At 70.1% G+C, this 20,880-nt stretch carries 22 protein-coding genes; 12 read left to right on the top strand and 10 right to left on the bottom strand.

Annotated elements, in window-relative coordinates:
• Positions 1 to 9: 9 nt before the first annotated feature.
• The 3 genes from QUC20_RS01180 to QUC20_RS01170 form a co-directional block, all read right to left on the bottom strand.
• Complete coding sequence (locus QUC20_RS01180) at positions 10 to 546, bottom strand: DUF1697 domain-containing protein (protein ID WP_289330681.1); 537 nt, start codon at positions 544 to 546, stop codon at positions 10 to 12.
• A 714-nt stretch (positions 547 to 1,260) separates the two neighbouring features.
• On the bottom strand, positions 1,261 to 3,843 hold the full coding sequence (locus QUC20_RS01175) for a DEAD/DEAH box helicase (protein ID WP_289330680.1): 2,583 nt from the start codon (positions 3,841 to 3,843) through the stop codon (positions 1,261 to 1,263).
• Positions 3,844 to 3,857: 14 nt separating this feature from the next.
• Positions 3,858 to 4,943, bottom strand: coding sequence for a LacI family DNA-binding transcriptional regulator (locus QUC20_RS01170; RefSeq protein WP_289330679.1), 1,086 nt, complete (start codon positions 4,941 to 4,943; stop codon positions 3,858 to 3,860).
• A gap of 134 nt (positions 4,944 to 5,077) precedes the next feature.
• Between QUC20_RS01170 and QUC20_RS01165 the strand changes: the two genes are divergently transcribed.
• Genes QUC20_RS01165 through gtfA form a run of 5 tightly spaced genes read left to right on the top strand, consistent with a single transcriptional unit; the run spans position 5,078 to position 10,693 of the window.
• Positions 5,078 to 6,433, top strand: coding sequence for an ABC transporter substrate-binding protein (locus QUC20_RS01165; protein ID WP_289330678.1), 1,356 nt, complete (start codon positions 5,078 to 5,080; stop codon positions 6,431 to 6,433).
• A gap of 9 nt (positions 6,434 to 6,442) precedes the next feature.
• The gene (locus tag QUC20_RS01160) at positions 6,443 to 7,405 is read left to right on the top strand and encodes a carbohydrate ABC transporter permease (RefSeq protein WP_289330677.1); all 963 of its coding nucleotides are present in this window, start codon (positions 6,443 to 6,445) and stop codon (positions 7,403 to 7,405) included.
• Positions 7,402 to 8,226: a carbohydrate ABC transporter permease gene (locus tag QUC20_RS01155; RefSeq protein ID WP_064955134.1), complete on the top strand. Its 825-nt coding sequence runs from the start codon at positions 7,402 to 7,404 to the stop codon at positions 8,224 to 8,226. Before QUC20_RS01160 ends, QUC20_RS01155 begins: the two co-directional genes overlap by 4 nt.
• Positions 8,223 to 9,188: an alpha/beta hydrolase fold domain-containing protein gene (locus QUC20_RS01150; RefSeq protein ID WP_289330676.1), complete on the top strand. Its 966-nt coding sequence runs from the start codon at positions 8,223 to 8,225 to the stop codon at positions 9,186 to 9,188. The genes QUC20_RS01155 and QUC20_RS01150 overlap by 4 nt, the downstream gene beginning before the upstream one ends.
• A 26-nt stretch (positions 9,189 to 9,214) precedes the next feature.
• Positions 9,215 to 10,693, top strand: coding sequence for a sucrose phosphorylase (gene gtfA / locus QUC20_RS01145; protein ID WP_289330675.1), 1,479 nt, complete (start codon positions 9,215 to 9,217; stop codon positions 10,691 to 10,693).
• A 42-nt stretch (positions 10,694 to 10,735) separates the two neighbouring features.
• Here gtfA and QUC20_RS01140 read toward each other — a convergent pair whose 3' ends face one another.
• The 3 genes from QUC20_RS01140 to QUC20_RS01130 form a co-directional block, all read right to left on the bottom strand.
• Positions 10,736 to 11,935: a glycoside hydrolase family 3 N-terminal domain-containing protein gene (locus QUC20_RS01140; protein ID WP_289330674.1), complete on the bottom strand. Its 1,200-nt coding sequence runs from the start codon at positions 11,933 to 11,935 to the stop codon at positions 10,736 to 10,738.
• Positions 11,936 to 11,953: 18 nt separating this feature from the next.
• A complete protein-coding gene (locus tag QUC20_RS01135; RefSeq protein ID WP_353105713.1) occupies positions 11,954 to 12,115 on the bottom strand; it encodes a YbdD/YjiX family protein in 162 nt (53 codons plus the stop codon).
• Between the two features lie 135 nt (positions 12,116 to 12,250).
• Positions 12,251 to 14,506: a carbon starvation CstA family protein gene (locus tag QUC20_RS01130; protein ID WP_120263747.1), complete on the bottom strand. Its 2,256-nt coding sequence runs from the start codon at positions 14,504 to 14,506 to the stop codon at positions 12,251 to 12,253.
• Between the two features lie 128 nt (positions 14,507 to 14,634).
• Between QUC20_RS01130 and QUC20_RS01125 the strand changes: the two genes are divergently transcribed.
• From QUC20_RS01125 to QUC20_RS01115, 3 genes are all read left to right on the top strand, one after another.
• Positions 14,635 to 14,976, top strand: coding sequence for a GNAT family N-acetyltransferase (locus QUC20_RS01125; RefSeq protein WP_120263748.1), 342 nt, complete (start codon positions 14,635 to 14,637; stop codon positions 14,974 to 14,976).
• Positions 14,973 to 15,956: a pirin family protein gene (locus QUC20_RS01120; protein ID WP_289330673.1), complete on the top strand. Its 984-nt coding sequence runs from the start codon at positions 14,973 to 14,975 to the stop codon at positions 15,954 to 15,956. The genes QUC20_RS01125 and QUC20_RS01120 overlap by 4 nt, the downstream gene beginning before the upstream one ends.
• A gap of 76 nt (positions 15,957 to 16,032) precedes the next feature.
• Entirely contained in the window at positions 16,033 to 16,278 is a 246-nt protein-coding gene (locus QUC20_RS01115; protein WP_147374374.1) for a hypothetical protein, read from the top strand.
• A 67-nt stretch (positions 16,279 to 16,345) separates the two neighbouring features.
• Here the strand turns inward: QUC20_RS01115 and QUC20_RS01110 are convergent, their stop codons facing one another.
• Complete coding sequence (locus QUC20_RS01110; protein ID WP_289330672.1) at positions 16,346 to 16,969, bottom strand: GNAT family N-acetyltransferase; 624 nt, start codon at positions 16,967 to 16,969, stop codon at positions 16,346 to 16,348.
• Positions 16,970 to 17,074: 105 nt separating this feature from the next.
• Positions 17,075 to 18,052, bottom strand: coding sequence for an NAD-dependent epimerase/dehydratase family protein (locus QUC20_RS01105; protein ID WP_289330671.1), 978 nt, complete (start codon positions 18,050 to 18,052; stop codon positions 17,075 to 17,077).
• 104 nt (positions 18,053 to 18,156) lie between these two features.
• Between QUC20_RS01105 and QUC20_RS01100 the strand changes: the two genes are divergently transcribed.
• From QUC20_RS01100 to QUC20_RS01085, 4 genes are all read left to right on the top strand, one after another.
• Positions 18,157 to 18,525 carry a nuclear transport factor 2 family protein gene (locus QUC20_RS01100; RefSeq protein WP_183045322.1) on the top strand — a complete coding sequence of 123 codons (369 nt, stop codon included), beginning with the start codon at positions 18,157 to 18,159 and terminating at the stop codon, positions 18,523 to 18,525.
• 76 nt (positions 18,526 to 18,601) lie between these two features.
• Complete coding sequence (locus QUC20_RS01095; protein ID WP_289330670.1) at positions 18,602 to 19,033, top strand: hypothetical protein; 432 nt, start codon at positions 18,602 to 18,604, stop codon at positions 19,031 to 19,033.
• Positions 19,034 to 19,065: 32 nt separating this feature from the next.
• Positions 19,066 to 19,500 carry a GNAT family N-acetyltransferase gene (locus QUC20_RS01090; protein ID WP_289330669.1) on the top strand — a complete coding sequence of 145 codons (435 nt, stop codon included), beginning with the start codon at positions 19,066 to 19,068 and terminating at the stop codon, positions 19,498 to 19,500.
• 25 nt (positions 19,501 to 19,525) lie between these two features.
• Entirely contained in the window at positions 19,526 to 19,930 is a 405-nt protein-coding gene (locus QUC20_RS01085; RefSeq protein ID WP_289330668.1) for a hypothetical protein, read from the top strand.
• Positions 19,931 to 19,940: 10 nt separating this feature from the next.
• Here the strand turns inward: QUC20_RS01085 and QUC20_RS01080 are convergent, their stop codons facing one another.
• Positions 19,941 to 20,474: a GNAT family N-acetyltransferase gene (locus QUC20_RS01080; RefSeq protein ID WP_289330667.1), complete on the bottom strand. Its 534-nt coding sequence runs from the start codon at positions 20,472 to 20,474 to the stop codon at positions 19,941 to 19,943.
• 33 nt (positions 20,475 to 20,507) lie between these two features.
• Positions 20,508 to 20,837 (bottom strand): winged helix-turn-helix transcriptional regulator, encoded by a 330-nt coding sequence (locus tag QUC20_RS01075; RefSeq protein WP_120263758.1) that lies wholly within the window; start codon positions 20,835 to 20,837, stop codon positions 20,508 to 20,510.
• Between the last annotated feature and the right edge of the window lie 43 nt (positions 20,838 to 20,880).

Below are 20,880 nucleotides of genomic sequence, written 5' to 3'. Positions count from 1 at the left end.
ACGCCCCCGTCAGCACCACCGTTCGGCGAGGGTCGTGACGACGCCGAGGTTGCGGTTGGTCGCGACACCGAGGAGCTTCGCCGCGCCCAACGGGTCGACGGTGCCGTCGCGGTACCCGGGTTCGAGGAGCGCATGGACCGCGCGACCCCGCACGAGCATGCGCCCGGAGGGAGCGGCGAGGGCTTCGACCCGGTCGACGGTGTCGGCATCGAGCTCGTCCTTGAGCAGGTAGACGTAGTGACGGGCCAGGCCCGGGTTCGCGTCGCTCACCGCGAGCGCCTCAGCGGCGAGCGCGGCGAACTCATCGGCCCGGAACGTGATCGTCGGAACGTCGAACCCCCGGTCGACCGCGTACGCCCGCTCGAGGGTCCGCTCGATCTTCGCCCGGGAGCGCATCCGCGTCTCGAATCGGATGTTGCCGGTGTTGATGTGCGTGGCGACGTCATCGAAGCCGACGCCCTCGGTCACGCGGCGGATGTCGCCCTTCGGGAACACGCGCGTCGCGCCGAGGTTGATCGCCCGCAGGAACCCGAGATGTGTGGCCACAGCCTCATCATGCCCCGGGCCCGCGACATCCGCGGCTGCGCAGCCCGCACCGGGGCAGTCAGCCTGTCGGCGGTCGCGCGACCCAGCGGCCCCGCCCCGACGCGTCCCGTGAACAGGTTGGCTCACCCGAAGTCGCGCCCGCGACACCGCAAACCGGCGCGCAGCCTGTCGCCGGCACCGTTGCCCGGTGTACTCCTCCCCGCCGTCCGGCCTGGCCACCCGCCCCGGGCCGGTCGCCGCACCCGACCGGCTCCACCCTCGGCCGGCACCGCCCTCCCGGCTCGCCGGCTCGGCGCCCGGCCGGCCCCGCCCTACCGACCCGCCGGCTCCACGCACTACCGGCCCGCCCTACCGACCCGCCGGCTGGGCGCGTCCCGCCAACAGGCTCAGCCGCGGTATCCGGGCCCCAACCGGGCCAAGCTCCACGCTCAGCCTGTCGACGGCACGGCGCGCCCGCCGAACCGGAGGCGAGACCGAGCGGGGGCAGACGGCCGCGGACCACTCCCGCCCGTCTTCGCGGACCGCCGACCACGTCCCGCCAACAGGCTCAGCAGCTGTACTCGAGCCTCAACCGGGCCCAGCTCCGCGCTCAGCCTGACGACGGCACACGCCCGCGCGGCAAGACACAGCAGAGCGCGGCAAGACACAGCAGAGCGCGGCAAGACACAGCCGGCAACCGGCAGCCCCGGCAGGGCACCGCCGTCCCCGCCGGAGTCAGAGGCGGACGACCTCGGTGACCCGGACCACCGCCGTGCCGGCCTCGACGGACTGCTCGAGGTCGACCTCGGCACGGATGCGCCAGTCGTGGTCTCCGGCGGGGTCGTCGATGATCTGCTCGACGCGCCAGAGGCCGTCACGGGCCGCGGACTCGTCGATGACGCAGAGCGACGGCGAGCGCGCCGCCCCGCCGGTGAGGACCTCGTCGTGGTCGTCGTAATAGCGGTCGAGCACCTCGGGCCAGTCGACGTCGGGGTCGAGGGCTTCGAGGGCTTCGTCGTCCTGCAGGGCCGCCAGCTGAACGCGGCGGAACAGTTCGTTGCGCACGAGCACCGTGAACGCGCGCCGGTTCGTCAGCACGGAGGGCGGCGCGGGCGGTACCACCGGGGCGTCGGGGTCGCCGGTCGGGTTCGCGAGCGACTCCCACTCGTCGACGAGGCTCGAGTCGACCTGGCGCACGAGCTCGCCGAGCCATTCGATGAGGTCCATCAGGTCGTCGGTGCGCGCCTCGGCCGGCACGGTCTGGCGGATCGCGCGGTAGGCGTCGCTGAGGTACCGCAGCACCAACCCCTCACTGCGCCCGAGTTGATAGAACGAGACGAACTCGCCGAACGACATGGCCCTCTCGAACATGTCACGCACGACCGACTTCGGCGACAGCTCGAAGTCGCGGACCCACGGCTGGCTCGATGCGAAGGTCTCGAACGCCTGAGAGAGCAGGTCGGCGAGGGGCTTGGGCCAGGTGATCTCCTCGAGCAGCGCCATCCGCTCGTCGTACTCGATGCCGTCCCGCTTCATCGCGCCGACCGCCTCGCCGCGAGCCTTGTACTCCTGCTGCGACAGGATGGCGCGCGGGTCGTCGAGCGTCGCCTCGATGACGCTCACCACATCGAGCGCGTAGTGCCCGGTACCTGTCTCGGCATCATCGGGCGACAGCAGCTCGATCGCGGCGAGCGCGAACGGCGACAGCGGCTGGTTGAGGGCGAAGTTCGGCTGCAGATCGACGGTGAGCCTGATCGTCGAGTCGCCAGAGAATGCGGATGCCGCACCCGCCACATCCGCACTCTTTGGCGAGTCGACGGCAGGCGCCGGCGCGGGCGCGGGGCGCGTCACCTCGACGATGCCGGCGGCGACCAGGGTGCGGAAGATCGCGAGGGCGCGGCGGGCGAGGGCATACTGGCGGGCGCGGGGCTCGTGGTTGTCGAAGACGAGCGAGCGGACGTTGCCGAACACGTCGCCGCCGCGACCGATGACGTTGAGCAGCATCGCGGCGGTCAACTGCATCTGCGGCGTCAGGGGCTCGGGCTGCGCATCGACGAGACGCTCGAACGACCCTTCGCCCCAGTTGACGACCCCGGTCGGCGCCTTCTTGCGCACGATCTTCTTCCGCTTGGCGGGGTCGTCGCCGGCCTTGGCGAGGGCGACGGCGTTCTCGATCTCCCACTCCGGCGCCATGACCACGACGTTGCCGTGCGGGTCGAATCCGGCGCGGCCCGCACGGCCCGCGACCTGGTGGAACTCACGGGCGGTGAGCTGCCGCATCCGGGTCCCGTCGTACTTCGACAGCGCGGTGATGACGACCGTGCGGATCGGGACGTTGATGCCCACCCCGAGCGTGTCGGTGCCGCAGATGACCTTGAGCAGCCCGCGCTGGGCGAGCGTCTCGACGAGGCGCCGGTAGCGCGGCAGCATGCCGGCGTGGTGCACCCCGATGCCGGCGCGCACGAGTCGCGAGAGGGTCTTGCCGAAGCCGGTCGTGAAGCGGAATCCGCCGATCGCCTCGGCGATGGCATCCCGCTGCTCGCGGGTCGTGATCTTCACGCTCGACAGGGCCTGCGCCCGCTCGAGCGCGGCGGCCTGCGAGAAATGCACGATGTAGACCGGGGTTTCGCGCTCCTCGAGCAACCGCTCGAGGACGTCGTGGACCGGACGCCGCTCGTACGAGAAGTGCAGCGGCACGGGACGCTCGACCCCGGTGACCAGAGCCGTCCGCCGGCCCGTGCGGCGCGAGAGGTCGTCGGCGAGGTCGGTGACGTCGCCGAGCGTGGCCGACATCAGCAGGAACTGCGCGCGCGGCAGCGTCAGCAGCGGCACCTGCCAGGCCCAGCCGCGGTCGGGGTCGCCGTAGAAGTGGAACTCGTCCATGACGACCTGGTCGACGTCGGCGTCGGGTCCCTCGCGCAGCGCCAGGTTCGCGAGGATCTCGGCCGTGCAGCAGATGATCGGCGCCTCGGGGTTGACCGACGAGTCGCCCGTCACCATGCCGACTCTCTCGGCGCCGAAGATCTCGACGAGCGCGAAGAACTTCTCGCTCACGAGCGCCTTGATCGGGGCGGTGTAGTACGTGCGCCCACCGCGGGCGACGGATGTCGCGTGCGCCGCGACCGCGACGAGCGACTTGCCCGTGCCGGTCGGCGTGGCCAGCACCACGTTCGCACCCGAGACGAGTTCGATGACCGCTTCGTCCTGCGCCGGGTAGAGGGTGAGGCCCCGCCCTTCCGCCCAGGTCGTGAAGGCGTCGTAGATCGCGTCGTCGGAGGGATCCGGGCCGATGAGGTCGAGCAGCGGCACGGAGATCATCCCTCGAGTCTGCCCTACGCCTGCGGAACGGCGGCCTCGTCGAGCTGCCGCACCGACGCGCGGACACGCAGCGGCATGGGCAGCAGCGCCGGGGCCACCGGCGCCTCGCCCCCACCCGTGCCACCCTTCGATGCCTCGACCCGGTCGATGAGCAGCTCGACGGCCTTTTTGCCCATCGCCCGGTGCGGCAGGGCGAAGGTCGTGAGTCCTGGCCGCAGCCACTGGGCGAACGAGACGTCATCGAACGACACGACCGACACGTCGTCGGGCACCGCGAGTCCCCGCTCACCGAGCGCCTGGTACGCACCCATCGCCAGACGGTCGTTGAAGCAGATCAGTGCCTGCGGCACGACTCCCCCGTCGAGCAGCTGCGACGTCAGGCGGAACCCCTCGGGCGGCAGCCACTGGACCACAGGGCTTCCCGAGGCCGGCTCGAGTCCGGCATCCCGCAGGGCATCGAGGATGCCGTGCAGCCGCTGCTGCGCACCGAGCGAGAACGGCGGCACGTCGTCTTCCGTGGGGCCGGCGCCGATGAGGTGGATGTCGCGGTGGCCGCGCTCGAGCAGGTGCCCGACGGCCTGGCGCCCGGCGGCGTACTCGTCGGGAAGCACCCGGGGAACATCCGTCGCCCCGTCGACCTCGAGGTTCAGCAGCACGGCGGGGCTGCGGGTCGCCTCGGGTGGCAGCGCCCGGCGGTGCGTGATCATCGAGGCCAGGACGAGGCCGTCGACCTGCCGGTCGAACATGGCGTTGAGCAGCTGCCGTTCGAGCTGGACGTCGCCGCCGGTCTCGCCGACGAAGACGAGGAAGCCCCGGGCCCGGGCGGCGTCGATGGCGCCCTTGATCATCTCGCCGGCCAGTCGCGACGAGGCGACCGAGTCGGAGATGAACGCGAGGGTGCGCGTGCTGCCCGTGCGCAGTCCGACCGAGACGGCGTTGGGACGATAGCCGAGCCGCTCGGCGGCGGCGCGCACCCGGTCCTGCAGGGCCTGCGACAGGCGCACCTCGCTGCCGCGACCGGCGAGGACGAGGGATGCGGTCGAGGCCGCTACCCCGGCCTCCGCGGCGACCTGTGCCAGCGTCACGCGTTTGCGGTTCATCTCTCCCCCTTTCGCTCCGGTGCAGCTTCAGTATGCCGCGATTGCGGAGAAGCGCCATCGGCTAGTACGTTTTAGCCCAGGTGCTATTTCGTGTTAGCAGCACCTGCCCCTCCACCACCCACAGAAGGTAGACGATGATGTCGACACGAATGCGACGACGTGTTCTCACCACCGCGGCGACCGGCTTCGCCGTCGCGGTCACCCTTTCGGCCTGCGCTCCGCCCAGCGCCGCGCCCGCCGGCGAAGGCGCAGCATCCGGCGGTCCGATCCAGACGACGTGCGGAACGGATGACGTCACCCTCGACGCCTACGTCGAGACGGGCTTCCCGGTCTTCAGCGACCTGGCCACCGAGTTCGAGAAGCAGTTCCCGAACGTCACGGTGAACCTGCGCGAAGACCAGTTCGCCGTCATCACCCAGAACGCACCCCGCGTGCTGGTCGACTCGCCGCCCGACATCATGCGCCTCCCCACGATCGTCGATCTGGTCGACAGCGACCTCCTCTACGACCTCGATCCCTACGCCGAGGCCTACGGCTGGGACCAGTGGCCGTCGTCGCAGCTCGAGCAGCTGCGGGTCGACGAGAACGGACAGCGCGGCGACGGCCCGCTCTACGGCATGGGCATCAACTACTCCGTCACCGGGGTGTTCTACAACAAGACCCTGGCCGCGCAGGCGGGCATGACCGAGCCGCCCGCGACTCTCGCCGAGCTCGACGGCTACCTGCAGGCCGCGAAGGATGCCGGGCTCACGCCCGTCGCGCAGTTCAATGGCGGCGCAACCGGAGGCCTCGCCTTCCCACTGCAGGCCCTCATGGCCTCGTACGGCGAGCCCAGCAAGATCAACGACTGGATCTTCCTCAAGGACGACGCCACGATCGACACCCCTGAGAACCTCGAGGCGGCGGAGCACCTGAAGGGCTGGATCGATGCCGGCTTCTTCGCCCCCGACATCAACTCGATGGACTACTCGCAGATGATGAGCCGCTTCATCGGCGGCGAGAGCGTCTTCATCTTCAACGGCGACTGGGAGTCGGGCAACCTCGACGCGCAGATGCCCGACAACGTCGGCTTCTTCCTCATGCCCCCGGTCGAGACCGGCGGCCAGGTCGGCGCGATGTCGGCGCCGACGACGTACGGCGTCTCGGCCTACGCGGACGAGCCCGACTGCGCGGCGTTCTTCTTCAACTGGGTCGCCACCGACGAGACGGCGCGCACCATCGCCGTCGAATCCGGCGGTTCGCACCCCATGGGCCCGGCCGACGCCTTCATGCCCGAGATCGCGGAGGGCAGCGTGACGGCCGAGACCCTCGCGGCGGGCGCCGAGCTCTCGGCCAACAACGGCTCGATGGACTTCATCGCCAACGCGACCGGGTCGATCTACGCCAAGACGCTGACCCCGAACCTCCAGGAGCTGTTCGCCGGCAAGCAGACCGCCGACGGCCTGCTGACCAAGGTGCAGTCCGACTACCTCAGCCAGAAGAAGGAGTAGGCCGCTCCGATGACCGTCACCGGACAGCTCGGCGACCGCCGGGCATCCCGGGACTCATCGGCCTCTCGGCCGCGCAGGCGCCGCGTCTCCCCGCGGCGCCTGCGCGAGAGGTCGATCGGTCTCGCCCTGATCGCCCCCGCGCTCATCGCGTATGCGATGTTCGTGCTCATCCCGCTCAGCTCGACCGTCCAGTACTCGTTCTACGACTGGGACGGCATCACCACCGCCACGTGGGCGGGCTTCGACAACTACATCCGGATCTTCACCGACTCGACGCTGCTGGTCCCGATCCTCAACGCTCTGAAGCTCATCCTGTACTTCTCGATCGTGCCGGTGATCCTCGGGCTGGTCTCGGCGGCCCTGATCCGCAAGCTCGGCGGCAGCCGTCTGGCCGGTGTCTCGCGCACCGTGCTGTTCCTCCCGCAGGTGATTCCCCTGGTCGCGGCGGGCATCATGTGGACGTGGCTGCTCGCCGCCGACGGTCTGGTCAACCAGGCGCTGCGCCTGGTGGGCCTCGGCGGCGTCACCCGCGCCTGGCTCGGCGACTTCGACACCGCCCTTCCCGCCGTGGGCGTCATCGGGGCCTGGGTCTCCCTCGGCCTGTGCATGCTGCTCATGCTCTCGGGCATGACCAAGATCGATCCGGCCCTGTACGAGGCCGTCCGCATCGACGGCGCGGGACCGATCCGCGAGTTCTTCACGGTGACACTGCCCGCGGTGCGCCAGGAGCTCGGCGTCGCGATCCTCATCACCGTGATCAACGCGCTCCGCAGCTTCGACATCATCTACATCTCCACGCAGGGCGGGCCCGGCGGCTCGACCACGGTGCCCGGTCTCGAGATCTACTACCTCGCGTTCTTCCAGCGCGAGGTCGGCCAGGCCTCCGCGCTCGCCGTCGTGCTGACGGTGCTCGTCCTGGTGATCGTCCTGCCCCTGAACCGCATCACGCGCGGAAACGAGAAAGACGCATGAGAACCTCCGCCGTCGAGGCCTGGACGGGCCGCATCGTCCTGATCGTGGTGATGGCGTTCACGATCATCCCGTTCATCACGCTCTTCGTCACCGCGCTCCACGAGCCCGGCACGTACCCGAAGGGCCTGTCATGGCCCGAGACCCCGCACTGGGACAACTTCGCCCTCGCGTTCCAGTCGGCCGACATGCTCAAGATGCTCGGCTCGAGCGCTCTCATCGAGCTCGGCGTCGTGCCGATCTCGCTCGTCATCGCGACGCTCGCCGGCTTCGCGCTGGGCCACCTGCGCGTGCCGTTCGCCCGTGCGATCTTCGTGCTGTTCGTCCTCGGCCTGACGCTGCCCTTCGAGGGCATCATCGTGCCGATCTACTACCAGATGAAGGGCTACGGCCTCCTCAACACCCAGCTGGCGATCGTCCTGCCGCTGATCGGTCTGTTCATGCCGTTCGCGGTGATGTGGATGCGGGCGCACTTCGTCAACATGCCGCACGAGCTGACCGAGGCCGCGCGCATCGACGGCGCGACGACGTGGCAGTTGTTCTGGCGCATCCACGTGCCGCTGTCGGGCCCCGCGATCTCATCGCTCGCGATCCTGCTGTTCCTGTGGACCTGGAACCAGTTCCTGCTGGCGATCGTCCTCGTCGACGACCCCACCAAACGGACGATGGCCGGCGCGCTCGGCGCGTTCCAGGGGCAGTGGGGCACCGACATCCCGTTGCTGTGCGCCGGATCGATCCTGATCCTGCTGCCGACGCTCCTGGTGTTCCTGATCTTCCAGCGTCAGTTCGTGGCGGCACTGCTGCAGGGGGCGGTGAAGGGATGACGGATGTCGCACGACCTCCCTTCGACGACGCCGTCGCCCGCGCTCTCGTCGAGTTCGACGACCTCGTGGTCGTATCGATGAGCAGCGACGAGATCCCGCGCGTGCGCCAGTCCGGGGTCGCGGCACCGTTGGTCGAGCTCACCGCCCACGGCGCGTTCGAGCGCGAGGAGCTGCTCGTGCCCGGATGGAATGACGACGACCCGGCGGTCGGCGTCGTGGTCTACACGCCCGTCGTCGTCCGGCGACCGGTCCCCGTCATCCTGCACCTGCACGGAGGCGGGCTGATCGCGGGCACCGCCGACTCGGACATGCCGGCCACGGCGGCGCTCGCCGAGCGCACCGGGTGCGCCGTCGTCTCGGTGGAGTACCGGCTCGCGCCCGAGCACCCGTATCCCGCGGCTCTCGAAGACGCCGCGGCGGCCCTGCGCTGGTTGGCCGGGCCCGAGGCGCCCGACGCGCTGGACGGCGACCGCATCATCGTCGCGGGGGTCAGCGCCGGGGGCGGTCTCGCCGCGGCCACGGCCCTGTTCGCTCGCGATCGCGGAGGCCCGCGCATAGCGGGGCTCGTGCTGCTCTGCCCGATGCTCGACCATCGCTCCGACTCGGAGTCGGCGCGGCAGATGGCCGGCCACGGCTCGTGGGATCGCGACGCGAACGCGACCGCCTGGGCCGCGTACCTCTCCGGCGTCGAGGGCGAGGTGCCGCCGTACGCGTCGCCCGCCGTGGCCGGCTCGCTCGCGGGGCTGCCCCCGACCTTCATCGACGTCGGCTCCGCCGAGACGTTCCGCGACGAATGCGTCGCCTTCGCCCGCCGGATGTGGGCCGACGGCGGCGACGCCGAACTGCACGTCTGGCCCGGCGGGGCGCATGCCTTCGACTTCCTCGCGCCGTGGACCGTACTCGCCCGCGATGCGCGACGCGCCCGCGAAGAGTGGCTGCGCCGCCTCCTCCACCGCATCTGACCCCGCTCGGAAGAACCCCACGAACCATGAACCCCGATTCCCCCCAGCTCATCACCTACGTCGACCGCCTCGGCGGCACCGTCACCGCCATCCGCGAGCTGCTCGCCACACGCCTGTCGGGCGTCTTCGGCGGCGTCCATCTGCTGCCCTACTTCACCCCGTTCGACGGCGCGGATGCCGGCTTCGACCCGGTCGACCACGCCTCGATCGACCCGCGGCTGGGAACGTGGGACGACGTCCGCCTGCTGAGCGAGACCCACACGGTCATGAGCGACCTCATCGTCAACCATGTCTCCGCCGACTCCGCTGCCTTCGCCGACGTCCGCCGCCGCGGCGACGCCTCGCCCTTCGCACCGATGTTCCTCACGCTCGACTCCGTGTTCCCCGACGGCGTCACCGAGGCCGACCTCACCCGCATCTACCGCCCGCGCCCGGGCCTCCCCTTCACCGCCATGGTCCTCGGCGACCGGCTGCGGCTGGTGTGGACCACGTTCACGTCCGAGCAGATCGACATCGACCTGCGCACCGACGCCGCATGGGAGTACCTGACCGCGGTCATCGACGCTCTCGTCGCGGGCGGCACGACGATGCTCCGGCTCGACGCCGTCGGGTACACGGGCAAGGAAGCCGGCACCAGCTGCTTCATGACGGAGGCGACCGAGCGCTACACGCAGCGCATCCTCGAGCTCGCGCATGATCGGGGCGCCCAGGTGCTGCTCGAGATCCACGGGCATCACACTCAGCAGATCGCGATCGCTCAGACCGTCGACTACGTCTACGACTTCGCGCTCCCGCCCCTCGTGCTGCACGCACTGCACGCGCTCGACACGCGGCCCCTCGCGCGCTGGCTCGAGATCCGCCCCGCCAACTCCATCACGGTCCTCGACACCCACGACGGCATCGGGATCATCGACGTCGGCGTGAGCGACCTCGCGCCCGGCGAACCGGGACTGCTCGAACCCGAGCAGATCGACGCCCTCGTCGAGGCGATCCACGACGCCAGCGGCGGCACCAGCCGCCAGGCGACCGGGGCCGCGGCATCCAACCTCGACCTCTACCAGGTCAACTGCACGTTCTACGACGCGCTCGGCCGCGACGACCGGCGATACGCGCTGGCCCGGCTGCTGCAGATCATGACGCCGGGCATCCCGCAGGTCTACTACGTCGGACTGCTCGCCGGCGAGAACGACATGGAGCTGCTGCGGTCCACCGGCGTCGGCCGCGACGTCAACCGGCACCACTACACGCCCGACGAGATCGACGCCGCGCTGGCGCGACCGGTCGTCGGACTGCAGCTCGACGCGCTCCGGCTGCGCGCCACCCACCCCGCCTTCACCGGCACGTTCTCGCACGATCTGCGGGGCGCTCGCGGTGAGCTGCGGTGGGATGCCGCCGGCGCGTCGGTCACGCTCGGCTTCGACCTCGACGACGCCTCGTTCCAGCTGACGGCGACCGACGGCTCGGCGACGAGCACCTGGTCGCACGCGCGTCTCACCGGGGACTGAGCCGAGGCGGGTGGGGCAGTGCGCGCTGCCCCACCCGCAGCATCAGCCGGCCGTGCCGGCATCCTTCGCGGCGAGCACCCGGCCGCACGACTCGTCGACGCGCTCGGCGAACCCCGGGTCGGACTGCGCCCGCGCGAGGACCGCGTCGTACATCGCGGGAAGCACCGTCGGGTCGGCGGACGCCAGCACGATGTCCACCCCCGCCGACAGCGCCTCGACGGCCCGGTCGCCCGGGGCGACGATCTCCGCGGCGGCCGCGGCCGAGAGGTCGTCGGTGATGACGACGCCGTCGAAGCCGACGCGATCGCGCAGCAGGTCGAGCACCGCCGAAGAGAACGCAGCCGGGGTGTCGGGATCGATGTTCTGATACCGCGCGGTGCCGACCATGACGAGCGACGGACCGGATTCCGTCAGCTCGCGGTAGACGTCGACGTCGGGCGAGTCCGCCGAGACCACGGTGTCGAGCACCTCGGCGGTGTAGTCGGTGTTCGCGTCGACCCGGCCGAGCCCCGGGAAGTGCTTGAACGTCGGCAGCACACCGGCGCCGCGCATCCCGTCGGCGAACGCCCCGGCACCCGCGGCGACGGTCTGCTCGTCGTACCCGTACTGCCGGCCGAGGGCGCCGATGGGCGGGTTGTCGAGGCGGGTCTCGGAGCTCGTGACGATGTCTGCCACCGGGGCGAGGTTGACGTCGATGCCCGCCGCAGCCAGCTGCCCACCCCACGTGGCCGCAGCGGTGCGGAGCGCGTCGGGACCGAGGTCGGCCTGCCGGATGGCGTAGGGCATCTCGTCGAACCCGGGCCCGCTCAGCACCTGCACCTCGCCACCCTCCTGGTCGGTGGCGCCCCAGAGCCTCGGGTCGCCCTCGGGGGCGAGGTCGCGGAACTGCGCGACGAGCGCCGCCGTGGCATCGACCCCCGAGCTCGAACGGCCGTGGAGGAACAACCCACCCACGCCGCGGTCGCGGATCGCCGCAGCGGCATCGGGCGAGACCGTGTCGACCGGGGTGCCGACCATGAGCACCTGGCCGACGCAACCCGCGAGCCCGAGCGCCGCGGCGGGGTCGGACGGGGTGGCGGGGGGCTCGGTCGCGGCGGTCGACCCGGTCGGGCTCGGGGCAGACGTCGTCGGGGTAGCCGGGCCGGGCTCGGGAGCGCACCCGGCGGCGAACGCGAGCACCCCGGCCAGGGCGGCGGCGAGCGCGGAACGGCCGGCGCGCGAGGAGGAGGGGGTTCGGGTCACTCCTCCATCGTCACTCGGTCAGCAGCAGCGCGCACCCGGGTTGCGGTCCTGGTCGTCCATGCGCTCGCGCCAGAACTGCCGCTCGGTGAGGGGCGGGGTGCCGGGGTGCGTCCGGCGCTGGTGCGCGAGGTACGTCGCGTAGGCGTTGTCTCCCATGAGCGAGGTGACGTACCAGTGCACGGCGCGGGCGGCCCGGCGAACAGCCCGACCGGCGCGCGCACACAACTCCTTCGATCCGGTGCGCTGCGGCGCGGAAACCGCGGTTGCCAGGCCGAGAGGCGCCGATTCTGAGGAGTTGTGCGCGAGCGCCATCGGTCAATGCCCCCGGCGGGCGGTCTCGGCCCGCTCTTCGGCGAGCAGCGGCTCCCACTCCTTCTCGAGCTCGCGCTCGGGGCCGGTGGGGATGAAGCCGGCCGGCGCGAAGCGGCGGGACGGCGCCGCGGGGTCTTCGGTCTCCTCGCCCCCGCCCCGCACGATCGCGCGCACGGCCACCACGACGGCCGAGACGATGACGATGATCGCGAGGACGACGAAGATGATCGACAGCGTGCCCTGCACCCCGGTGTTGCGGATGACCGCCTCGACCGTCGCGACGGGCCCCAGACTCTCGTCGCCCGACGCGAGGGCGTCACGGTAGCGGAAGTGGTTCGCCCAGTAGCCGATGGCGGGCACCGGCGAGAAGATCTTGTACGCCGACGCGGTGATCGTCACGACGGCGGTGAAGGCCAGCGGCACCGCGATGATCCAAATCCACTTCACGTACGACCGTCCGCGCTTGGCGACGATCGCCAGCACGACGGCGAGCGCGATCGCGGCCAGCAGCTGGTTCGCGATGCCGAACAGCGGGAAGAAGGTGTTGATGCCGCCGAGCGGGTCGGTGACGCCGAGGATGAGGATGGCGCCCCAGCCGGCGACCATGATCGCCGTCGTGATCCACACGCCCGGACGCCACGACACGTCACGGAACTTCGGGATCCAGGCGCCGATGGAGTCCTGCAGCATGAAGCGGGCGACGCGGGTTCCGGCATCCACGGCGGTGAGGATGAACAGGGCCTCGAACATGATCGCGAAGTGGTACCAGAACGACATCATCGCCTGTCCGCCGAGCGCCTGCTGCATGATGTGCGCGAGCCCGAGCGCGAGGGTCGGCGCGCCGCCGGTGCGCGAGACGATCGACTCCTCCCCGACGTCGGCTGCGGTCGAGATCAGCAGATCGGGGGTGATCTCGACCCCGGCGAGGCCGAGCGAGTTGACGAAGGCGACCGCGCCCTCGACGGTGCCGCCGGTCGCCGCCGACGGAGCATTCATAGCGAAGTAGATGCCCTGGTCGATCGAGATCGCGGCGACGAGGGCCATGATCGCGACGAACGACTCCATGAGCATGCCGCCGTATCCGATGAAGCGCGTCTGGCGCTCCTTCTCGACGAGCTTCGGCGTCGTCCCCGAAGCGATCAGCGCGTGGAATCCCGACAGCGCACCGCAGGCGATCGTGACGAAGAGGAACGGGAAGAGGGGCCCTGCGAACACGGGGCCGAGGCCGTTCTCGCCGAAGATCGTCACCGCCGGCACCGAGATCTCGGGGCGGACGAGCACGATCGCACCGGCGAGCATCACGATGACGCCGATCTTCATGAACGTCGACAGGTAATCGCGCGGGGCGAGCAGCAGCCAGACGGGCAGCACCGCGGCGATGAAGCCGTAGATGATGATGCCCCACGCGATGACGGTGCGGTCGAGGTGGAAGATCTCTTGGCCCCACGCGGTGTCGGCGACCCAGCCGCCGGCGATGATCGCGCCCATCAGCAGCACGAATCCGATGATCGACACCTCGGTGACCTTGCCGGGCCGCAGGTAGCGCAGGTAGACGCCCATGAAGAGGGCGATCGGGATCGTCATCGATACCGAGAAGACTCCCCACGGGCTCTCGCCGAGCGCGTTCACGACGACGAGAGCGAGGATCGCGACGATGATCAGCATGATGAGCAGGGATGCCACGATCGCGGCGGTTCCGCCGATGCGGCCGAGCTCCTGGCGTGCCATCTGGCCGATCGTCCGGCCGCCGCGTCGCATCGAGAAGAAGAGCACGGTGTAGTCCTGCACGGCGCCCGCGACGACGACGCCGACGATGATCCAGATCGTGCCGGGGAGGAACCCCATCTGCGCCGCGAGCACCGGGCCGACGAGCGGACCGGCGCCGGCGATGGCGGCGAAGTGGTGGCCGTAGAGCACGCGGCGGTCGGTCGGCACGTAGTCCTTGCCGTCTTGCTTGACCTCGGCCGGGGTCGCGCGCCGGTCGTCGGGGCGCAGCAGGTAGCGCTCGATGACCTTCGAATAGAAGCGGTAGCCGATGAGGTAGGTGCAGACGGCGGCGAAGACGAACCAGATGGCGTTGACCGTCTCGCCGCGGACGACGGCGAGCATGACCCAGGCGAGGCCGCCGAGCAGGGCGATCGCGATCCAGATCACGACCTTCAGCGGCGTCCACCGCGCGGCGGCGCGGAGCTGGTCGTCGGAGACGGCGACCGGCGGCAGTTTCGGGTCGGTGACGATGTCGGACGAGGATCGAGGCATCGGTTCTCCTGGGGGAAGGCGCTTCATTGCGTTTTCCCAGCTTAGGCGGACGCTCCGAACCGTTGCCGGAATTTGGTCGTAATGGTCTCGTGCGGCTCTACCGTGGAGGGGACCGATGAGGAGACCCCATGACCGACGAGACCATCACCGTCACCCGTGACGATGCAAACGACCGATACGACCTGACGGTCGGCGGCGCGGCGGCGGGATACGCCGCGTTCCGCCGCGACGACGAGGGCCGACTGGTGTTCGACCACACCGTGGTCGAGAAGGAGTTCGGCGGACGCGGCCTCGGCAAGACGCTGGCACGTGATGCCCTCGCCGATGTCGCGCGGCGCGGCGAGACCGTCGTTCCCGAATGCCCGTTCATCGTGAAGTTCCTGCGCGAGAACGAGGTCGCCGGTCTGCAGGTCGACTGGCGCGACGAGGATGCCGCGGGCGCCGCTGCCCCGGCGGAACCGTCGGCGTGACCCGCTTCGACGCCGAGACGGCGCCCGTCGACGAAGACCCGGGGACAGGCTCCCCCGGTCCACGACGGGCGCTGCTCGAGGCACGCGAGGTGCCGCTCGGCGGCGTGCGCGCGATGTCGGTGCATCGCTTCCTGCCGCAGCGCGATCTGCCGCTCGTCGGCGCCTGGTGCTTCCTCGACCGTTTCGGCCCGCAGCGCACGCGGATGCGTGTCGAGCCGCATCCGCACATCGGGCTGCAGACCGTCACGTGGCCGCTCGCCGGCGAGGTGCATCACCGCGACACGCTCGGAAGCGACGTCGTCATCGAGCGCGGTGCGCTGAACATCATGACCAGCGGCGCCGGTATCGCCCACTCCGAGTACTCCGTCGGCGACGAGCCGATCCCGCTCGATGCCCTGCAGCTGTGGGTGGCCCTCCCCGAGGAACGCCGCCATGGGGCGCCCGAGTTCGAACGGCACGCCGACCTGCCCGAGCTCGACCTCGGCGGCGGGGCTGTGGCGACCGTCGTCGTCGGCGAGCTCGCCGGGGCCGTCTCTCCCGCGACGATGCACACGCCCATCGTCGGAGCCGAGCTGCGGCTGCCCGCCGGGACGGTCGTCGAGCTGCCCCTCGAGACCGCGTGGGAGTACGCCGTCGTGCCGGTGTTCGGCTCGGTTCGGGTCGACGGCGAGGATGCCGCGGCACCGGATGCTGTCGCGCCCGGCGCCCTGCTGTACCTCGGTGACGGCCGTGACGGCATCCGCCTGACCGCCGGCGACGAGGAGGCGACGGTGTTCCTCCTGGGAGGTGAGCCGTTCGGCGACGAGATCGTCATGTGGTGGAACTTCGTCGGACGCAGCCACGACGAGATCGAGGTCGCCCGCGAGGAGTGGGAGGCGGCATCCGATCGGTTCGGTCACGTCGTCGGCCACGGCGACGAGCGCATCCCGGCCCCACCGCTGCCGCACGTGCGGCTCACCCCGCGGCGGCGACGGCTCTGACCCACGCGTCGCGTGCTTTCGAGCCCTGCGTGGCTCGTGCGATGGACGTCAATGACGGCTGTTGTCAGTGGACCTCATGAGAAGAACGCTCAGCATCCAAGCGTGGCGCGCACTGTTCGGTACCGTCCCGCGCGCGCTCACAGTGATCGGCATCCTGGCCGCATATTTCCTCGTGGCCACGGTCATCGAGCCATTCGTGCCGTGGTGGTCGACCACGCTCGTCGGCCTACTCGTCATCGCCTTCTTCGCCTATCTGGGGTCCAGATGGTTGGATCGCGACCTCATGCGTAGAGGCGAGATATCCGACCGCGAACGCGAGTGAGGTTTCGCGCTGACGGCCAGGGTGTGTCCGGCGAAGCGCTGATCACGGCGACACGGGCCCCAGGGAATCAGCCTCGCTCGTCACCCCGCCCGCGGAACATCGCGATGGGAGCGACCTGAGACCATCCGAGGCTCTCGTAGAGCTTGCGTCCACTGGCGCTCGCCACGAGGATTCCCGTCGTTGCTTGACGCTCGGCAGCCCAGGCTGTGAGGCCGGTCATGACCAGTCTCCCGAGACCTCGGCGTTGGAATGCCGAGGTCGTCCTGATGCGATCGAACACGGCGTCGCCGGCATCCACAGCGACCTGCCCGCGGGCTGCGAGCTCCCCGTCCACGTGAATTCGGGCGTACGCAACCGCACCGTCCTGCTCGATCGCGACCTCGGTCGGCACGATGCCCGGTTGGATATACGCGCTCATCATGCACTCGCTCGTGTTCGCGGGATCGAGAACAGCGACAGCGTCACGCATCGACGCGTCGAGTTCACCGACGAGAGTCAGCCACACATCGGGTGCGCTCGTCGCTGCGACCAGGCGGTCGACTTCTGTCAGCGACGCCGTCGACACGATGCGTTCCTGGGAACGGTCGTCTGCCCCGACCTCGACGAGCCAGCTGTCGCCGTCGCGGCATCGTTGCATCTGCCGCGAAATGCACCACCCCGTGACCCATCGGTCTACCCAGGCACTCGTCATGATCGTCCTCACTGGCCGCCTCACCGGCCGGCCGCTCGCCGTCGAGGCACTGACATGAATCTGCCTCTCAGCGCAGGCTACCCACCTCGATACTTCACCCCGGGCTCACTCCTCGGACAACCGACGAACGGCAGCCAGGACGACCTGCTCCTCGCGCGACGTCAGTCCGGAGCGCCGAGGACGGTCGATTCCCCGTGAGATCTCGTCCGTCAGCACGCGGGTCAGGGTGTCTGCGAGGGGTCGCGATCGGCCTCCCGCCGCGGCGAAGGCGCTTCCGTCTCGCTGAGCGAAGCCCGCGGCCTCGAGCGGCAGCCACAACGGAAGAGACCGGGGGCCGGCCCAGTAGTGCACGTCGAGATCGAGGAGCTCGTCGTCGTCGACCGCGATGAGTTCACCGTCGAACCCGGCGACCCACCGCGCGGCACGAAAGAAGTCATCCATGGTGTGAGCCTCACCGACGGCGTTGAATTCTCCGGTGAGGCCAGCCTCTCCCGCGCGGACGATCCAGTCGGCGAGGTCTTCGACATCGATGAATTGCACGAATCGCTGACTCATCGTCGGAGCCAGCACGCTGCCGCCGCGGTGCAGCCGAGCCGGCCAGTAGCCAAGGCGGTCGCTCGGATCACCCGCACCCGCGATCAGGCCGGGCCGGGCGATGAGCAGGCGGTCTCCAAGCTTGGCCGCGGAGGCGCGCTCGGCGACCACCTTCGCGTCGGGATACTCGGCGAGGTTCTGCGGTTCGACCAGCTGCGCCGTCTCGTCGGCGCCGGGCGTGCTGTTGTCCGCATAGACCGACACGGTCGAGACGAGAGTCCAGTGCGCCGCGTGGGTCGCGAGCGCGTCGAGAGCCGACTCGACGAGCTGCGGCTCAGAGGCGAGTTCGACCACCTCATCCCACTCACCCCCGAGACCGTCGTAAGCCCCGGCGCGCGATCGGTCCGCGCGCACGAGTCGCGCACCGTCCGGCGCTGACCCCGACTCGCCACGCGCCAGGCACACCACCTCCGCTCCGCTGTCGCGCGCCCGTCGCGCGATCTCGCGACCCAGCCATCCGGTTCCGCCCAGCACGAGGATCCGTCTCATGCCCGCCAGTCAACAGCCATCGCCTCGCGCGGACGAGTCGCCTTCGCTGTCGGCGCAAACACCGTCGGATGCGCCGGCGTGAACCCCGGTTGTTGAATGGTCGGATGAGCGCTCTCACCGACTACATCGCAGCCTGGAAGACGAACGACACGGAGCGGATCGTCGAGACCGTCACGGAGGATGTCGTGATCACCGAGAGCTTCGGGCCGGTGTACTACGGCCGAGAACGCGTGCGGGAGTGGTGCGAGAAGTGGAACGAACAAGGCTCGCGCGTTCTCGACTGGACGATCTCGAACGAGTTCCAGAACGGAGACCAGCTCGTGGCCGAGTGGCGGTTCGAATACCACCAGGACGGCGCGGACCACTCATTTCTGGGGGCGACGATCGCGACCCAGCGCGACGGCAGAATCGCCGAGCTTCGCGAGTATGCCGTCACCGACGACCTCTACACCTGGGAAGGCGAGTGGAAGTAGACGTCATCCGCGAGGCTGATGTCGCTCATCCGTCGGGGCGACGACGGAGGCGGCGGTGGTTCGTAGCGTCGATGACATGACGAAGACCCGCCTTCCCCGCGACCTCCCGCCCGGCGCCGCCGCCCTCGGCATGGCCGCCATCCTGCTGACGCTGTCGGGCTGCGCTGCCATCGAAACCGTCGCCTACGGGAGCGTCGAGAGCACCTATGAAACCGCGAAGGAGCTGGCGCAGGCGCGCGGCGAGGCTCCCGCGTGGCTGCCCGCCGATGCACGCGAGCTCACGCGCGTCGTCTCGACCCGCGCCGAAGCCGAATCGATCGTGTTCTCGAGCGACACGGGCCTCGCGGCGGACTGCGCCGAGGTCGAGCGACTCTCGGCCCCCACCATGGAGATCACGTCGGGCCTCGATGTCTACGCGATCGACCGCGTCGCCGTCTGCGGCGAGTGGGCAGTGGCGGAGAACGACGGCACCTACTACGCCTGGACTCCCGCCACAGAGGCCGAGTAACCCTGATCCGGTCGGTCCATAGACTCGACGCGATGGACGTCACCCTCCGCCCCGCTGTCCCGGCCGACATCGAGTGGCTCGTCGAGCTGCGCGCCGACGTGCTGCGTGCCGACCTCGAGCGCCTCGGCCGCTTCGACGAGCACCGGGTGCGCGAGCGCATGCGCGCGGGCTTCCGCCCCGAGTGGACCCGCATCATCGTCGTCGAGGGGACGGATGCCGGTTGCATCACGACCCGCCCAGACGACACCACCCGCTGGATCGAGCACTTCTACGTGGCCGCGTCCCAGCAAGGGCGAGGCATCGGCAGCATCGTTCTGCGGTCGGTGATCGCCGAGCCGCACGACGGACCGACGCGCCTCAACGTCCTGCAGGGCAGCGCCGCGCGGCGCTTGTACGAGCGGCACGGCTTCGCCCTCGACAGCGAGGACGACGTCGACGTGTGGCTGACCCTGCGCACGCCGGCCTGACGCCGAACGTCGGTATCGTCGCCGTGTGCAGCGATTCGTCCGATTCCAGAGCGCAATTCCCAACCGGAACGGGCGCTTCCCCGGCGTCTTCGCCCTCGCAAACGGGCTGGCGCGCGACGAGGTGCTTCTCCCCGAGGACGAAGCCTGGTGGCGGGCGGCGAACGATCGCGCCAACAGCCTCTACGATGCTCCGAACGAGGCCTATGGTCCGGATGCGCCTCCCGGCGGGCGGTCGTGGTTCAAAACCGAAGCGCACGACCTCCTCGCACTGACGGCGGGATACCTCCACCTGCTCGACCGCTACGACGTTCCCTGGCACGAGGTACGGACCGCTGGGCCCGGAACGATCCTGTACGAGGACCCCGTGCAGGTGGTCGCTCTCCCCTTCACGCACGCGGAGAATTGGCCGTTCACCAGACAGAGCTCGTGACGACTACCCGTCATCGGCCGCCGGTCGTTGCCGAGGGCACGGCGTACTTGAACCCGACGTGCGAGTCGACGAAGCCGAGCCTGCGGTAGAACCGGTGCGCATCGACGCGCGCGGCATCCGATGTGAGCTGCACGAGGGAAACGCCGAGCTCGACTGCCGCGGCATCCACCACCCACCGCATGAGTGCGGTGCCGATGCCGGATGAGCGTTCGGCACTCGCGACGCGGACGGCCTCGACAAGCAGGCGGGTGCTCCCCCGCCGCGCCATTCCCGGGATGAGGGTCAGCTGCAGGGTCGCCACGACCCGACCGGCATCATCGGCGGCGACCAGCAGCTCGTTCGCCGGATTCGCGATGATCCGCTCGAGCGCGTCAGCGTACGCGCCGCGGTCCTCATCGCGCGCGACGTCGCCCCGGCCCGCGCTGATCGGGTCGTCCGACAGCAGCCGCACGATCGGGTCGAGATCGTCCGGCGTCGCACGCCGGACGACGACATCCGCCGCGCGTGCGGAAAGGGATGCCGGGAGGTTCAGGCCGTCGATCACGGTCTCTATTCTCCGACCTGCTCCGGTGCGCGCTCAGCGGCGTGCGAGGTTGCCGTCGGCCCATTCGCCGAGCTGGCTGAGGATCGGCACGAGGCGCGACCCGGCGTCCGTGAGCGCGTAGGTGACCGCGACAGGTGGGCCCGACTCGACGCGTCGGACGACCAGCCCGACATCCGAGAGCTCGGTGAGCCGATCGGAGAGCACCGCGTCGCTGATGCCGGCGACGGCGCGACGCAGGCCGACGAACGAGAGCTCACCCTGCCCGAGCACGTCGACGATCATGCCGTTCCACCGCTTGCCGAGCACCGAGAACGCGTGCGACACCGCAGCATCGCACTGTCGCGCATCGTGGGGCTCGGCCATCCCCCTATCGTACGTGTGCTAGCGTTCCCGAAGTCGCTTTGTT

Origin of the sequence: Microbacterium arborescens, assembly GCF_030369635.1 — a bacterium.
Taxonomy (GTDB): domain Bacteria; phylum Actinomycetota; class Actinomycetes; order Actinomycetales; family Microbacteriaceae; genus Microbacterium.
Note: the sequence above shows the minus strand (reverse complement) of the source record. Positions and strands in the feature narration are given on the sequence as shown.